General features: G+C 61.7%; 14 protein-coding genes. 9 read left to right on the top strand and 5 right to left on the bottom strand.

Annotated elements, in window-relative coordinates:
• Window positions 1-330 precede the first annotated feature (330 nt).
• Both NGM68_RS15830 and NGM68_RS15825 read left to right on the top strand, forming a co-directional pair.
• Complete coding sequence (locus NGM68_RS15830; protein ID WP_252699195.1) at window positions 331-1,023, top strand: hypothetical protein; 693 nt, start codon at window positions 331-333, stop codon at window positions 1,021-1,023.
• Window positions 993-1,340 (top strand): hypothetical protein, encoded by a 348-nt coding sequence (locus NGM68_RS15825; RefSeq protein WP_252699194.1) that lies wholly within the window; start codon window positions 993-995, stop codon window positions 1,338-1,340. Before NGM68_RS15830 ends, NGM68_RS15825 begins: the two co-directional genes overlap by 31 nt.
• Before the next feature lie 87 nt (window positions 1,341-1,427).
• Here NGM68_RS15825 and NGM68_RS15820 read toward each other — a convergent pair whose 3' ends face one another.
• Window positions 1,428-2,414: a beta-ribofuranosylaminobenzene 5'-phosphate synthase family protein gene (locus NGM68_RS15820; RefSeq protein ID WP_252699193.1), complete on the bottom strand. Its 987-nt coding sequence runs from the start codon at window positions 2,412-2,414 to the stop codon at window positions 1,428-1,430.
• A gap of 96 nt (window positions 2,415-2,510) precedes the next feature.
• Here NGM68_RS15820 and NGM68_RS15815 point away from each other — a divergent pair, with 96 nt between their 5' ends.
• Complete coding sequence (locus tag NGM68_RS15815) at window positions 2,511-3,212, top strand: glycosyltransferase family 2 protein (protein WP_252699192.1); 702 nt, start codon at window positions 2,511-2,513, stop codon at window positions 3,210-3,212.
• Between the two features lie 135 nt (window positions 3,213-3,347).
• On the opposite strand, the gene NGM68_RS15810 is transcribed toward NGM68_RS15815, so the two are convergent.
• Window positions 3,348-3,755, bottom strand: a complete 408-nt coding sequence (locus NGM68_RS15810) for a DUF5820 family protein (RefSeq protein ID WP_252699191.1) — start codon at window positions 3,753-3,755, stop codon at window positions 3,348-3,350.
• A gap of 530 nt (window positions 3,756-4,285) precedes the next feature.
• Between NGM68_RS15810 and NGM68_RS15805 the strand changes: the two genes are divergently transcribed.
• Genes NGM68_RS15805 through NGM68_RS15790 form a run of 4 tightly spaced genes read left to right on the top strand, consistent with a single transcriptional unit; the run spans window position 4,286 to window position 12,059 of the window.
• Window positions 4,286-6,358, top strand: coding sequence for a PrkA family serine protein kinase (locus tag NGM68_RS15805; protein WP_252699190.1), 2,073 nt, complete (start codon window positions 4,286-4,288; stop codon window positions 6,356-6,358).
• Window position 6,359: 1 nt separating this feature from the next.
• Window positions 6,360-8,642: a PrkA family serine protein kinase gene (locus tag NGM68_RS15800; protein WP_252699189.1), complete on the top strand. Its 2,283-nt coding sequence runs from the start codon at window positions 6,360-6,362 to the stop codon at window positions 8,640-8,642.
• A gap of 31 nt (window positions 8,643-8,673) precedes the next feature.
• On the top strand, window positions 8,674-10,002 hold the full coding sequence (locus NGM68_RS15795; RefSeq protein WP_252699188.1) for a YeaH/YhbH family protein: 1,329 nt from the start codon (window positions 8,674-8,676) through the stop codon (window positions 10,000-10,002).
• 41 nt (window positions 10,003-10,043) lie between these two features.
• Window positions 10,044-12,059: a SpoVR family protein gene (locus NGM68_RS15790; protein WP_252699187.1), complete on the top strand. Its 2,016-nt coding sequence runs from the start codon at window positions 10,044-10,046 to the stop codon at window positions 12,057-12,059.
• 154 nt (window positions 12,060-12,213) lie between these two features.
• Here the strand turns inward: NGM68_RS15790 and NGM68_RS15785 are convergent, their stop codons facing one another.
• Together NGM68_RS15785 and NGM68_RS15780 are read right to left on the bottom strand one after the other, a co-directional pair.
• Window positions 12,214-12,753, bottom strand: a complete 540-nt coding sequence (locus NGM68_RS15785) for a CBS domain-containing protein (protein WP_252699186.1) — start codon at window positions 12,751-12,753, stop codon at window positions 12,214-12,216.
• Window positions 12,754-12,812: 59 nt separating this feature from the next.
• The gene (locus NGM68_RS15780) at window positions 12,813-13,169 is read right to left on the bottom strand and encodes a DUF555 domain-containing protein (RefSeq protein WP_252699185.1); all 357 of its coding nucleotides are present in this window, start codon (window positions 13,167-13,169) and stop codon (window positions 12,813-12,815) included.
• Window positions 13,170-13,540: 371 nt separating this feature from the next.
• Between NGM68_RS15780 and NGM68_RS15775 the strand changes: the two genes are divergently transcribed.
• Window positions 13,541-13,744, top strand: coding sequence for a hypothetical protein (locus NGM68_RS15775; protein WP_252701459.1), 204 nt, complete (start codon window positions 13,541-13,543; stop codon window positions 13,742-13,744).
• A 218-nt stretch (window positions 13,745-13,962) separates the two neighbouring features.
• Window positions 13,963-14,694, top strand: a complete 732-nt coding sequence (gene psmB / locus NGM68_RS15770; RefSeq protein ID WP_252699184.1) for an archaeal proteasome endopeptidase complex subunit beta — start codon at window positions 13,963-13,965, stop codon at window positions 14,692-14,694.
• A 100-nt stretch (window positions 14,695-14,794) separates the two neighbouring features.
• Here the strand turns inward: psmB and NGM68_RS15765 are convergent, their stop codons facing one another.
• Window positions 14,795-16,075, bottom strand: coding sequence for a hypothetical protein (locus NGM68_RS15765; RefSeq protein ID WP_252699183.1), 1,281 nt, complete (start codon window positions 16,073-16,075; stop codon window positions 14,795-14,797).
• Window positions 16,076-16,083 lie beyond the last annotated feature (8 nt).

The raw sequence follows: 16,083 nt of genomic DNA, 5'->3' as shown, positions 1-16,083 counted from the left end.
CGCTCCCCATGAGCCAGCCCACGACACCGCATCACGGGTCGACGACCAGTCCGTCGACAGTGACCGCGACGACGAAGACACTGCTGGCGTGACGGGTGACGACACAGCTGAGGACGGTGCTGTCGATGCAGACGAGGTCGGTGACACTGATCCAGAGACGGCCGACGACGGTGACGACACGCTCGAGGACGATACGCTCGAGGACGACCTCGCCGATTCAACACCCCACCCGATGGCCGAGCACAACCGCGGCCGGTTCATCACCCCCCCCCCCCGGATCGGACGCCCTGGTACGCCACCCACCTCGACCGTGATGCGATTTCAGAGGCATTGGAACCGACGATTGCCGGCGAACTCGAGAGCCCAGCAGTCGTCGATGACGCTGAACCTAACGCCGGGACAGACGGCGGAACCGTCCACGCTGAATCCGACGGGGAGCAAACACCCGGGGCCGGTGGGACAGACGAGGAACCGGAACCGGAACTGGATTCCGACCAATCGGACGCTGAAGAGTCGACGGTGTACGCGGCTCCACCGGCACACAGCAAATACTCTCCCGAACCAGTCGGCCCCGAGGAGGATGGGGCTCGAGCGGAAACCGATCGTGAATCGCGGACTGAAACCCCCGAGACTGACACGACCGGCGGCGACTCGAGCGACGGATCCGGGGAAGCACCCGGCAACACAACCGATTCCGAGACGTCGACCGGCGAGGTCGTCGACGCCGAAGCTGATCCCTCATTCGAGGAACTCTCGTACGCAGAAGGAGAGAGCCACACTGGCGACACCGGCGACACTATCGACGGTGTCGATATCGAGGTGAAGACCGGGGACAAAACCGGCCTGGAAGGAAGCGACGAAAGCGACGGAACCTTGGAAGACATTGACGAAGCGAACGACGACACCGTGGCCGAGGAATCGGCACACGACCCAGCGAGGGGCTGGGAGCGTTCGACGTCGAAGAGACGATCGACGAGGAACTCGATCCGACGATGTCGGTCGATGACGCTCTCGAGGGGCTGAACGACGAGACGCCGACGCTGTCGCTGAGTAGCCACCAGTTCGACGTCACCGCCGAGCAAGACGAGGACGACGCGGAGGTCGTGTTCTCGTTTGATCCGGCGGCCGTCTCGATCAGCGGCTCGACGAAGCGATTGCTCACCTATCAACTCCAGAGCTTCGCCGATCAGGAGTCGACCCCGGACGGGTCAGTTTCGATCGACGGGCAGCGAATTAGGATCGACATTCCCGACGCGGACGGGAACGCGATTCAGAGGTGGGGTCGTGGCGCGGTGAGCATTATCGATCGGACGTTGTATCTCTCCGACAACAGCTCGTAATCAGCTTTTCTTCGGTCGGTTTCGCTATCTATGGTGTTTTCACCGTTTTCGCCAACGGTGGCGTTTACTCCGAAATCGCCGTTTTCGTTATCCGGTTTCTCCCCGAGTCGTCCGCGTCGCACCGCTATCGGCTGGCCTCGAGACGAGAACGTGTCCGTCGAATCCCGTTTCCTGGAGCGCTGCCTCCGCAGCGGCCGTCGCCTCCTCGGTGTGGGACGCGTCGGTCACACCGTAGACGGCCGGCCCCCAGGACGATTGGCCCACGCCGGTGATGACTGGATTGCTCGAGAGGCTGTCGACGAGGGCACCCGCAGGCGGGCGAAACACGCCGCCCTGTACGTCGGCGTACCAGACACCGTTTTTCTGCCCGATCGCTGATATCGCCTCGCCGAAGGCCTCGAGTCGGCCCTCCGCTGCCGCCGGGAGGAGCCGACGAGTGAGGAGACCGGCGACCTCGTCGGCGATGGCTGGGTCGGCGCGGTCGACGACAGTTCGCATACTGGCGTCCTCGTCAGCGCCGCTTCGCCCGGGGTCAGCTTCAGGGACGACGACGAGAAACCGCCAGTCTCGAGGGAGTCGATGGTTGGCGACGAGTGGTGGAACCGTCCAGTCACCGTCGGCCGGCCGTTCGGTCGTGAACCGGCCCGTTGGATGGCCGGCATCGACGACGAAGCCGCCGGTCTCGAAGCTCGCGACGCCGACGCCACTGCGCCCGGCCCGGCCGAGGGCGGGCGCGTGTTCTCGCACAGCCGCCTCGAGGCCATAGGCCCGGGCGACCCCGGCGAGCACGGCGAGTGCGAGCTGGGTACCACTTCCCAGGCCCACGTGTCGTGGGAGCCGTTTCTCGAGGGTGAGTGCCACGCCTGGTACGTCGAGAATCTCGACGGCCCGTGTCGCATACTCGTGGGCCAGGGCGTCGTCGACATCGACTGTCTCCGCCGGTGTCGCCGTCACCATCACCCGCGGCTGCTCAAGGCCGACGCCAATCCCACCGTAGAGGCGCTCTCGAGCGAGCGAGAGGTTCTGGAACCCGATATGGAGGCGGGCCCCTGCGCTGACGGTCACGGCTGGCATAGCCGGTTCTACGGAGAGGGGTACAAAGGGCGTTGCGACGGTGGCAACGTCTTCGATCACCCCGACTTATCTCGGTGCGCTCGAGAGACCGCTACCGTGACGACGACGTTGACGACGTCCGTGATCGTGCCGGCGAAAGACGAGGGTGAACGGCTCGAGGGAACGCTGAATTCGCTGGCGAACCAGCGAACGGTGCCCAACGAGGTGATCGTCGTCGCCATTGGCGAGGAAACCGTGGCCGTTGCACGCGAGCATTCACGTGTGGACGTGGTGGTGCGTGAAGACGAGTTGAGTGGAGACGAGTTGAGTGGAGACGAGTTGTTTGGGGACGAGTTGTGTGAAGGCGAGGTCGTCCCAAACTCCAAGAGTGAGCCCCGCCGTCGTGATCCAGTTCCGCGAGCCGACGGTGGCGAGAATTCGAGTCCCACCCGTGGGCCGGGGTGGGCACGAAACAGCGGCGCGGAACGAGCGACCGGCGACGTCCTCTGCTTTACCGACGCAGACACTGTCGTCCCGCCGACCTGGGTCGGTGACCACAGCCGACACTACCGCCGTCCCGAGGTAGTGGGCGTCGGCGGCCCGCTCGATCCACTCGAGAGTGGGCTCCGCCATCGGGTCTGCTTTCGAATTCTGTCGGACTGGTGGTACCGGGTGAGTTGGCTCCTCGGCTTCGTCCAGCAACCGGGGTCGAACTGTAGCGTTCGACGGACGGCGTTCGAGCGCCATGGGGGGGTTCGACGAATCGCTGGCCTTCCTCGAGGATACCGACCTCTCGTTGCGACTTCGGGGGAATGGTGAAATCGTATTGGACACCGAATGCCGTGTCGAGACCTCCGTCCGTCGCCAGGAACGGGAGGGGTACGTGGGATTGTTCCTGACGTATGCGCGTGGCTATCTCGCGTACGTTTTTCCCGGGCGAACGCCGCCCGGGGGTTACTTTTGATCGTCGCCGCCGGTCAGTTCGTCCAGACGCTCGAAGTACCGTTCACGGGGAACCTGGTATAGCTCGCGGTAGTCGACGTCTCCTGTGACGAATCGCCGAGCCAGTTCGAGTGCAGACTCGACGGCCGCTTCGCGGGTCGGGAACCGGTTCGTCTCCCGGAGGTGAACCTCGGGCTCGAGGTAGAGCGTGACGTGCCAGTCGCGTTCGGCCTGGCGGTCGCCTGGATTGACACCCGGTCGGCGTGTCCGTCGCCCGTGGGTGAGGTAGATGGTCGGGAGACACGGTGCTGGGTAGTCGTCGGCGTTGAATACGTCGGGGCGGAACGCGAGAACGGCGCGGCCGTCGTCCTGGTCGCTCCAGACCACCCATCCCTCAGCAAGCGCCTCGAAGTCGCTCATCGATGGGAATTGTCGTGGTAGCTGTATAGGGGGTTCGCTTCCGGCTCGAGTAGCGCTGTTGCCAGGTTCGGCGGTTCGAGTAACGCGCGCGAGATTCGCACTGATTGCAAGACGGCAATACATTTGTAACGTGCCATGCTAACATACAATCGTTCGGGAACGATTTTGCCGGAAAAAGCTCCTGGTAAATACCTTTTAGGGATATGCTTAAGTACCTGTGATACACACTCATTAAACACTATCGGAATCCGATCGGCGGATCGATCCACTTCGCGCCCGTCCCCGGCGCACTGTCGATACATGTGGCGAACGGGTCACATCGTCGACGAGAGTGGTGATGGTTCACACATGACAGACCCTACGATTGCCGCCCGAACGACTTCGTTCGTTCGCCCGATACCAACGAGTGCACGGCACGGAAATCGTCGATCGCTCCTCCGCACGGCCGGGTTATGGGTTCTCGGTCGTGGATTGCCGACAAAGTACAGGTGGGACTCTGGCTGTGGGGCTCCCCTGAAACCTACGCTACCATGACTGGTGACATCAAGACGCTCGAGACGCTCAGTACCGATTACAAAGCATCGATGCCCGAAGACTTGCGGGAGACGCGATCGTTCGAGTGGTATCTGGAGGCGTGTTACGCGGATCCGACGATCACGCGAAACGCCCACCAGCGCGTCGCAGACATGTTCGACTTTTATGGCACCGCCTACGACGAGACCGAAGGCGTCGTCGAGTACCTACTCGCCTCCGAGGATCCACTCGGCGACGGCGAGAACACCTTCTACGGGACGGTCATCCACCAGTCCATCCACGAATTCGTCAACAAGGTCAAATCCGGTGCCCGGCGATTAGGGCCCGAACGCCGGATCAAACTGCTCCTCGGGCCGGTTGGCTCCGGCAAATCACACTTCGACAAACAGGTGCGAAAGTACTTCGAGGACTACACCCTCCGCGAGGAGGGGCGAATGTACACCTTCCAGTGGATCAACCTGGGTGACGTCATCCGTGATCAGGATCCAACTGACGATACGGTTCGTTCTCCGATGAGTCAGGATCCACTCGTCTTGCTCCCGCTCGAGCAACGCCAGCGCGTACTCGACGACCTGAACGAGCGACTCGATGCACCGTACACGATCCGGAACGAACAGAGCCTCGATCCCGAGAGCGAGTTCTACATGGATCGATTGCTCGCGCACTACGACGACGACCTCCAGCAAGTGCTCGAGAACCACGTCGAGATCGTTCGGCTGGTCGCCGACGAGAACAAACGCCAGTGTCTCGAGACGTTCGAACCCAAGGACAAGAAAAATCAGGACGAGACCGAGTTGACGGGCGACGTCAACTACTCGAAAATTGCGATTTACGGTGAGAGTGATCCACGGGCGTTTGACTATTCCGGCGCGTTCTGTAACGCGAACAGGGGTATTTTCAGCGGTGAAGAGCTCCTGAAGCTCCAGCGGGAGTTCCTCTACGACTTCCTGCACGCGACCCAGGAGATGACGATCAAGCCAAAGAACAACCCACGGATCGACATCGACCAGGTGATCGTCGGCCGGACTAACATGCCCGAGTACAAGGACAAGAAGGGCGACGAGAAGATGGAGGCGTTCAACGACCGGACGAAACGGATCGACTTCCCGTACGTTCTCGCCTACGAGCAAGAGGCACAAATCTACCAGAAAATGCTCACCAACGCGGACGTCCCCGACATCAACGTCGAACCTCACACCCTCGAGATGGCGGGGCTGTTCGCGGTGTTGACCCGCGTGGAAGAACCCGACGCCGAGACGGTCGACCTGCTCTCGAAGGCGAAAGCCTACAACGGCGAGATCGACGAGGGCGACGACATCGACATCAAAAAACTCCGCGAGGAGGCCGCAGGGAAGGCCGAGATCGGCGAGGGGATGGTCGGTGTCTCCCCCCGATTCATCGGCGACGAGATCGCCGAAGCCATCATGGACTCGAAACATCGGTCGCGGGGCTTCCTCTCGCCGCTGACGGTGTTCAACTTCTTCGAGGAGAACTTAGAGCACCACGGCTCGATCCCCGAGGAGAACTTCGAGCGCTACTACCGCTACCTCGAGACCGTTCGCGAGGAGTACCGCGAGCGCGCCATCGAGGACGTTCGCCACGCCCTCGCCTACGACGTCGACGAGATCCAGCGCCAGGGCGAGAAGTACATGGATCACGTCATGGCCTACATAGACGACGACACGATCGAGGACTCTCTGACCGGTCGCGAACAAGAGCCCGACGAGACGTTCCTGCGTTCGGTCGAGGAGAAACTCAACGTCCCCGAGGATCGAAAGAACGACTTCCGCCAGGAGGTCTCGAACTGGGTCTCTCGGCGCGCCCGGGAAGGGGACACGTTCAACCCGCAGGACAACGAGCGCCTGCGCCGCGCCCTCGAGCGGAAACTCTGGGAGGACAAGAAACACAACATCAACTTCTCGGCGCTCGTGAGCGCGAACGAGTACGACGACGACGAGCGCAGCGCCTGGATAGACGCGCTGATGGAACAGGGCTACTCCGAGGGCGGCGCGAAGGAAGTCCTCGAGTTCGCCGGTGCGGAGGTGGCAAAAGCCGAGATTGAGGACTAATATGCGCGGAACCGACTACGTGGACGCGGCTGACCGTCGCCTCGAGGACACCTACGAGGAGCCAATGAGCCTCGCGACGTACGTCGACCGCGTCTTCGAACGTCCGACGACGGCCTCTCACGCATCGAAGTACTTACTCGAGGCGATCGAGGCATCCGGAACTCGGACGGTCGTCGAAGAGGGCGAAGAGAAACAGCGCTACCGCTTCTTCGACGATCCGTTCAACGACGGCCAGCACGCGATACTGGGCAATACGGACGTGTTGAACGCGTTCGTCGACGACCTCCGTTCGATCGCGGCCGGTCGAGCCAAAGACGAGAAGATCATCTGGTTCGAGGGGCCAACCGCAACGGGGAAATCCGAACTCAAGCGGTGTCTGATAAACGGACTCCGCGAGTACTCGAAGACGCCCGGCGGTCGGCGTTACACCGTCGAATGGAACGTCAGTGCGACCGATCCCGGCGAGCGGGGGCTGAGCTACGGTGGGAACCCTACCTCCGATACCGACGATAACTGGTACGAGAGCCCCGTACACGTCCATCCGTTCGCGGTATTCCCGGAATCGGTTCGTACGGAGCTTCTCGAGGAACTAAACGGTCGACTCGACGATCACATCCCAATCAGCATCGACTCCACTCTCGATCCGTTCTCGCGAGAAGCGTACGCCTACCTCGAGGAACAGTACCGACGTCAGGGGACGGACGGGCTGTTTTCGGCGATCACCGACGACAGTCACCTTCGGGTGAAAAACTACGTCGTCGACGTCGGGTCGGGCATCGGCGTGCTCCACGCCGAAGACGACGGTCGGCCGAAGGAGCGACTGGTCGGTTCCTGGATGCACGGCATGCTCCAGGAACTCGACTCACGCGGGCGGAAGAACCCGCAGGCGTTCAGCTACGATGGCGTCCTTTCGCAGGGCAACGGTGTCCTCACGGTCGTCGAGGACGCTGCCCAGCACGCGGACTTGCTTCAGAAACTGCTCAACGTACCCGACGAGCGGGCCGTCAAACTCGACAAGGGAATCGTCATGGACATCGATACCCAGTTGCTCATCATTTCGAACCCCGACCTCGAGGCCCAGCTCAACCAGCACGCCGATCGCAACGGGATGGATCCGCTGAAGGCACTGAAACGTCGGCTGGACAAGCACGTGTTCGGCTATCTGACGAACCTGAGCCTCGAGACGCAGTTGATTCGCCGGGAGTTGACCGGCGAGACGACCGTCTGGGACGGCGACCACGAAGCCGTCGCCGACGAGATACGCGCACCAGTAACGGTGATGATCAAAGATGACGACGGCCGGCTTCGTGAGCGTGAGTTTGCGCCGCACGCGCTCGAGGCTGCGGCGATGTACGCCGTCGTGACGCGGTTGGACGAGGAGTCGACGCCGGCCGAACTCGACCTGATCGACAAGGCGTTACTGTACGATCAAGGGTACCTGCAGGAGGGCGACAACCGACGCGAGAAAGACGAGTTCGAGTTCGACGAACAGAGTCACGACGGCGAACACGGGATTCCAGTCACCTTTACCCGAGACACGCTGGCTGATCTCCTTCAGCACGAGCGTGACCGCCACCATCCCGAACTTCCGGTCGAAGACGTGGTCATGCCCCGCGACGTCCTGAACGCGATGGCGGAGGGGCTGTCGGAGGCACCGGTCTTTTCGACGGGCGAGCGATCGGAGTTCGAAAACCGGGTGGTTCCGGTGAAAAACTACGTCTACGACCAGCAGGAGGCCGACGTCATCGAGGCGATCATGCACGACCGCCGCGTCGACGAGGCGACCGTCGCCGAGTACGTCGAACACGTCTACGCCTGGGAAACCGGCGAAGCGCTGTACAACGACCGGGGCGAGGAGATCGATCCGGATCCGCTGAAGATGAAGCTCTTCGAGGTCGAACACCTCGGGCGGTTCTCCGAGGAAGCCTACGAGTCGAACCTGCCTCGAGAGAGCGTCAGACAGTTCCGTCAGGAGAAGGTCATCACCGCACTCAACCGCCACGCCTGGGAACAGCGCGACGAAGACTTCTCCGTCCAGGACGTCGACCTGGCCTCGATTCCGGTGATCAAGAACGTCCTGGAGACCCACGACTGGGACGACGTAAAGCGGACGTTCGACGACCTCGATCCACGCCAGTGGGACGATCCGCCGAGCGGTACCGAAACCGCGGCCGTCAAAGCGGCGACAGTCGAGTGTCTGATCGACGAATTCGACTACTCGCCCGCCTCCGCGGAACTGACCAGCCGACACGTCATGGGACAGGTGAGCTACCGATGGAACTAACGGAGGGAACGGATGGAATGGAGGGACGCTCATGGGACTGAGAGACGATCTCGAGCGATTCCGCGAAGTGGGAGAACAGCGCCGCGAGGATCTATCGGAGTTCATCCAGTACGGCGATTTGAGCGGCGGTAGCAACGACGACATCCGAATCCCCGTCAAGATCGTCTCACTTCCGGGTTTCGAGTACGACCAGCGCGATCAGGGCGGAGTCGGTCAAGGCGACGGCGGGACGCCGGACGTCGGCCAGCCGGTCGGCCAGCCACAGCCCCGGCCAGGTGACGGGGACGGCGAGGACGGTGAACCCGGCGAAGAGGGCGGCGACCACGAGTACTACGAGATGGATCCCGAGGAGTTCGCCCAGGAACTGGACGAAGAACTGGGCCTCGACCTCGAGCCCAAGGGTAAACGGGTGATCGAGGAAAAGGAAGGGCCGTACACGGATCTGACGCGATCCGGCCCGGACAGCACCCTCGATTTCGAACGGATGTTCAAGGAGGGACTCAAGCGAAAGCTCACGATGGACTTCGACGAGGAGTTCGTCCGCGAGGTCTGTGCCGTCGAGGGAATTACCCCACGTGAGGTGTTCGAGTGGGCGCGAGGTGAGAGCCTACCTGTGTCGATGGCATGGATCGAGGAGGCCCACGAGGAGATGGCCGACGAGCGGGGTAAGTGGTCGTCGATCGAGGAGGTAGAGGCGAACGTCGAGCGCGAGACGATCCACCAGCAGATCCGCCGGGATGGGATCAGGCACGTGCCGTTCCGACGCGAGGACGAGCGGTACCGCTACCCCGAGATCATCGAGGAGAAAGAGAAGAACGTCGTCGTCGTCAACATTCGCGACGTCTCCGGTTCGATGCGGGAGAAAAAGCGCGAACTCGTCGAGCGCACGTTCACCCCGCTGGACTGGTACCTGACGGGGAAATATGACAACGCCGAGTTCATCTACATCGCCCACGACGCCGAGGCGTGGGCGGTCGAACGCGAGGAGTTCTTCGGCATCCGAAGCGGCGGCGGCACTCGCATCTCCAGCGCCTACGAACTCGCCGCGGAACTGCTCGAGGAGTACCCCTGGAGAGACTGGAACCGCTACGTCTTCGCTGCCGGCGACTCCGAGAACTCGAGCAACGACACCGAGGAGAACGTGATCCCGCTGATGGAGTCGATTCCGGCGAACCTCCACGCCTACGTCGAAACGCAGCCCAGCGGGAACGCGATCAATGCGACCCACGCAGAGGAGCTCGAGCGTCACTTCGGTACCGACGGCGACGACGTCGCCGTTGCATACGTCAACTCAGCGGAAGATGTGACCGACGCGATCTACCGAATTCTCAGCACCGAGGCAGGTGAGTCCGATGCATAACGAACCCCAATACCGCGTTTCGAACGAACGAGGTGAGCACCGTGAGTAACGCAGACCGATTCCGCAAACAGGCGATTGCCACCAACCTCGAGGAGCCGGTTATCGAGGCTCGAAACCTCGCGACAAAACTGGGGCTCGAGCCCTACCCGGTCAAGTACTGGATCGTCGACTACGACGAGATGAACGAACTCATCGCCTACGGCGGGTTCCAGTCGCGGTACCCCCACTGGCGGTGGGGGATGCAGTACGACCGCCAGCGTAAACAGGGACAGTACGGCGGCGGCAAGGCCTTCGAGATCGTCAACAACGACAACCCGTCCCACGCGTTCCTCCAGGAGTCGAACACGATGGCCGACCAGAAGGCCGTCATCACCCACGTCGAGGCACACTCGGACTTCTTTGCCAACAACGACTGGTTCGGGCTATTTACCGGCGCGAGCGCCGACCAGGACGCGGTCAACGCCGCGGCGATGCTCGAGCGCCACGCCCGCGCTATCGGCGAGTACATGGCCGACCCGGAGATCGATCGGGCCGAGGTCGAAAAGTGGATCGACAACGCACTGGTACTCGAGGACACCATCGATCAACACGCTGTCTTCGAGCGGCGACTCGAACTCGAGAGGGGCGAGGACGGCCTCGACGACGACATCGCCGAGAAACTGGACGAACTCGGCCTCTCCGCGGAGGTCAAAGCCGAGGTGTTCGACGAGGAGTGGCTCGAACGGATGGAGGCCGACGACGGGATCTCCGAGTTCCCGGCCGAGCCACAGTCGGACGTGCTGGCGTTCGTCCGTGAGTACGGCAAGCAATTCGACCCAGAGACGGGAAAGGCCCGCGAGATGGATGAGTGGCAGCGCGACGTCCTCGATATGATGCGCGCGGAAGCCTACTACTTCGCGGCCCAGAAGATGACGAAGGTGATGAACGAGGGGTGGGCGGCTTACTGGGAGTCGACGATGATGAGCGACGAGGCGTTCGCGGGCACCAACGAGTTCCTCAACTACGCCGATCACATGGCGAAGGTGCTGGCCTCGCGGGGGCTGAATCCCTACAGCCTCGGCATGGCGCTGTGGGAGTACGTCGAGAACACCACGAACCGGCGTGAGGTTCTCGAGCACCTGCTTCGTGTCGAGGGAATCTCCTGGCGAAACCTCGACGACGTCGTCGATTTCGATGCCGTCATGAAGACGCTCGAGGCACCTGCTGCCCTGGCCTCGATCGGTTCCGAGACGCTGGACGCACTCGAATCGGTGCCGGAGACCTGGATCGACCGGGGATCGCTCGAAGCCGCCCAGGCGGGAGAGATCGACGTCGACCGCTACCCCTGGAAGGTGTTGACGTACGAGGGGCTGGCCCGCCGGCACTACTCACTGGTCAAACCCCAGAACCGTGGCTTCCTCGGTCGGGTCAGCCAGAACGATCTCGAGTCGATCGGCCGCTACCTGTTCGACGATGCCCGGTACGAGTCAGTCGAGGAGGCGCTCGAGGCCGTCTCCTATACCGCTGGCTGGGATCGAATGTACGACATCCGCGAGAGCCACAACGACGTCACGTTCCTCGATGAGTACCTCACCCAGGAGTTCATCACCGAGAACGACTACTTCACCTACGAGTACTCCAGGGCCACCGGCCAATACCACGTCTCGAGCATCGACGCCGAGGACGTCAAGAAGAAGCTGCTTTTGCAGTTCACCAACTTCGGCAAGCCCACGATTGCGGTGTACGACGGGAACTACGACAACGCGAACGAGCTCCTGTTGGGCCACCAGTACAACGGCGTGATGCTCGACGTCGAACAGGCGACAGCGACCCTCGAGCGCGTCTTCGAGTTGTGGGGGCGGCCGGTGAACCTGCTCACGATCGTCAAGGAGGTCGACGATCACGACATCGAAGTGGCCAAGCGACGAAACCGCGAACCGGAGCCGAGCGAAACGGGCAAACGGATTCGGTACGACGGCGAGCGGGTGACGGTCGAGGACGTTCCCTGGGAGGCCGTCGAACACCTGGCGGCAGACGACGTGGACTACGACACGAAGCCCGAGGAGTGGCTAGCGTGAGCGAGAGAGTTTTCTCGAGCGAGCGCCAGTCACAGAAGTTTCGAGACGAGCGAGCGCCAGTCACTGAAATGCTGAGACGCTAATTCAGGTGCGACAGTGGTTCGTCTGCGAACGAACCCACAGTAGTTCTCGGCTCGAGCGTACCCAGATCCTGTCAGGAGAGCCTCGATGCCAGATCGGCTTCGGTAATGATGCCGACGGTCTGGCCTGCTTCGGTGATCATGACAGCCTTGTAGTGATCGAGGAGGTTGCTGATCTCATCGAGCGTCGCGTCTTTGGACACCGTTGGAAAGCTCTCTGCCATGTGTTCGGCAACTGTCTCGTTCCGGTCGTCCTCATCGAGGTGCACGAGTTCACTCTGACTAATGGAGCCGACGGGGATGCCGTTTTGCAGGACGGCGAGCTGGGAGTACGCTTCCTCTTCCATCAGTTTCGCCGCTTCACTCACCGGGTCATCGGGGGTGACACTCACGACGTTCTCGTGCATGAGATCGTCCGCTCTGATGACGTCGCTTTCGGCTTCCTGGAGGGCGTTGACGATCCGGCGAAGCGTCGACAAACGTGGATCCACGTCCCCGCCTTCGATCCGGGCAATCAACGGCTGTGAGACGTCGGCCCGATTTGCCAGTTCACTCTGAGTTAACTCGAGTTCGTTCCGGCGTTGTCTGAGATCCGTCGGCGTCGGTAGCTCCATACGTGGGGATAACCACGGGTTATAGAAATGTGTTTGGGTCGAACCGATCGCCTGTGCGATTACTCGTCCTCGTCGTCGAGTTTGAACACGTCCACGACCGACAGTGGGACGTCTCGCAGGGCACCGCCGACTTCGCTCTTGGCGATTCGGGAGGCGTGTTCCTCCCCGTCGGCGTTGAAGACGTCCATTTCGAGGGCGAGCCCCACGAGTGCGGTGTCGGCGGCGATGAACGCCGAATCGAACGGTTCGCCACAGGCGGGACAGCCCGTTGCACCCACTTCGACTTCGACGTACTCCATGTTCTGCTGGTTGAGGCGCTTTCCGGCTTCGCTGACGGCGACGCCGATGGCGTCGTCGATCTGCTCAACGTCACGGACGAGCCACGCGGCTTCCATCCCGACGAGATAGTTTCCCATACTCGGTGGACGGTCTGGGGGGTTTCCTGCTTTGCGGTTTGGTCGCGTCCCCGAGCCACCCCCGTTCGACCACCCTCGAATCGACGGGAGGGCGATTCGGCTTCGGGTCACATGGTCACTATACGACGGGTCGCAACGGAGTGTGTACGGTGTGTACAGCCCGCACACTCGCCCGTATGGACGCGCACTGTTCCACTACGTTGGCTATAACTTATGGAAATTGAGCCCGTGAATTCCCGTCTGGATACGGGTCACTCGAGGCCGAACACTGGTGGAATTGTTCCTTTCACAACCTGACTTTAATCGCAAGCAGGCGTCGACTTCTAACGTTCCTGTTCAATCGTGATGATTCGTATCAGGCAAGAAGACTTATGTACACCCCTGGACTGAGCATCGATCGAACGCCGATGATATCCCGCGTGTACCACGCGTCCCTGTTCGCACTGTACCAACTGTGCATCGCAGTCGGCATCGTCATGATGCCGCTCGCGATCGCCGCTCACCGCGCAGGCATCTCCCTGCCCATCCACAGAGTCCTCGCTACCGTTGGAGAGGCCTACGAGAACGCTCAGTAGAACCCCAATCGATCGCACACTTTTCGTTATCTCACCGCTCGAGCGGCAGCTCTCGGTCTTCGTTCGAATAGCATCGAAATCGGTTCGGGGCCACTCGCTCACTCCTCGTCCCAACACTTGTCCACTCGAGCACGTACTATTCGACCAGCAAGTGCCTCAATCGACTCGGCGAAAGTGACCGCCGATGTTTTATACCCTGTCGGTCTAACAATCGGGTAATGCGAACGCCAACCCACGACTCCGACTTTGCTCGCACGGTCGACCAGCTGGCGAACGAGCCATCGCCGTACGAGCCAGAACTGGGCTCACTCCCACAGAACGGCTTCTCGCAGTCCGACCTCGACAACGTAAACAAGACCGGGACGACCACTATCGGCATCACGACCGCCGACGGTGTCGTCATCGCGACGGACATGCGCGCGAGTCTTGGAGGACGCTTCGTCTCAAACAAGAACGTCCAGAAGGTTGAGCAGATTCACCCCACGGGCGCGCTGACGATGGTCGGCAGCGTCGGTGGTGCCCAGTCGTTCATCAAGAGCCTCCGTGCGGAGGTCAACCTCTACGGCGCCCGTCGCGGCAACGGGATGAGCATCGACGCACTCGCGACCCTCGCGGGGAACTTCGCCCGCGGCGGCCCGTTCTTCGCCATCCACCCGATCCTGGGGGGCGTCGACGAGGAGGGGAGCCACGTCTACAGCATCGACCCCGCAGGCGGCGTCATGAAAGACGACTACACCGTCACCGGCTCCGGGATGCAACTGGCCTACGGCCACCTCGAGCAGTCCTACGAGGACGACCTCTCGAACGAGGAGGCGATGACCATCGCCGCCCGCGGCATCAAGTCCGCTGCCGAGCGCGACACCGGCTCCGGCAACGGCGTATTCCTCTGTGAAATTACCACCGAGGGCGTCGACATCCACGGGCACAACGACTTCGAAGAAGTTATCTAGACTCGAGGGGTTCCACTTTCGTTTTCACACGTACGTCCACCGAGAGCGGCCGCGCTGAGGATCGTTGACCCGTTTGATGGTCTTCAGTCTGCCGTATCGATCAAATGTCCTGCATCACCAAGACGGATTGGACATCATCGTACTCGCCGACGATGACGATGGTGTCGCCGGGTTCGATTGCGACCGTCTCCGCCTGGCCAACGGCGACGTCGGTGATCCGTTCGATCTGATCGCCGTTCCGGTGGATCTCCCAGGCGTCGAGGCGGCCCGCTGCCAGGAGCGTCACGGTGGCTTCGGTCGATCCGTCGTTGGTCATCAAATCGAACGTTGCACTCGGGGTCGTTCGGTGTTCTTCTGGCGGCTGGTCGAGGAAATTGAACGATCCAAGGGCGATCCAGCCAGTGAAAACGGCTCCCGAATCGGTCACCGTCGTCTGCGTATCGGTGTAGTGTGAGGTCGCTCCGAACTCGTCGAAGTAGTCCTGAATTTCGGTCTCATCTGGTCTCCCGTCATCGAACACGAGCGCGAACGAGAGGGAGACACGTTCTCCGTGGAACGCCCATGCTGCACCGACTGCTCTAGTCCCCTCGGGAAGTGACGACGGCGACTCCTCGAACCGCTCACAAAGATAGAGCGTGGTCTCGTTCGGGTCGAAGCCACCCACTTCGAGCATGTCGAACAGCGCACTGACGTCTCCGTACTCCCGGGTGAGTCGTGCTGCCGACCCAGTGGGCGTATCGAGTACGGCCTCGAGCGTCTCCCGCGGCGTGCTTCCCTCGGTGTCGTTTGCCGAAGTGACCGGGTTCACGATCGCGATGGCCGACTGGCTGACAGCGATCGCTGCGCCATCATCGATGCGTTCAGCTTGGTCGAGTACGACCCCGTCGTACAGAGTGATGGCCTCACGAGTCGTGGTTTCGTCGGCGCGTTCCTCGAGTGCGCTTCCGACTGTCGTCGGGTCGAACGTCCCCTCGAGAACGATGAGTTCCTCGATCTCGAGGAAGCCGGCGATTTCGTCGCGGTCGTATCCTGGGCCAACGTAGCGATCCATGTCGTCGGTGACCATCTCGCGGACGTCGTCGTCGAGCAGATCCGCACGGTTCCGGACGGCCTCGAGATCGAGTTCACGTAACGCCAGCGAGGCGCCGTCGTCGAAGACGTCGGCTGTCGGTGCCCACTCCTCAAGTAAAAGCGCAGGTGGCGCGGTGTCGGTGTCGACGTCCGACTGCTCATCCGTTGCTGATAGGTCGGCATCGTCGTCACCAAGGTTAGTGACGGTATCGTCACCCTCCGACTCCAGACCATCGAGACAGCCGGCAAGTGTCGAGAGACCAACGAACGGAAGGGTCTGAAGGAGTCGCCTGCGAGAGCGAGGATTCATGTCGTACG

The organism is Natronosalvus vescus (assembly GCF_023973145.1).
Lineage (GTDB): Archaea > Halobacteriota > Halobacteria > Halobacteriales > Natrialbaceae > Natronosalvus > Natronosalvus vescus.
The sequence above is the reverse complement of the archived record's forward strand: the minus strand, read 5'-3'. Positions and strand labels throughout refer to the sequence as shown.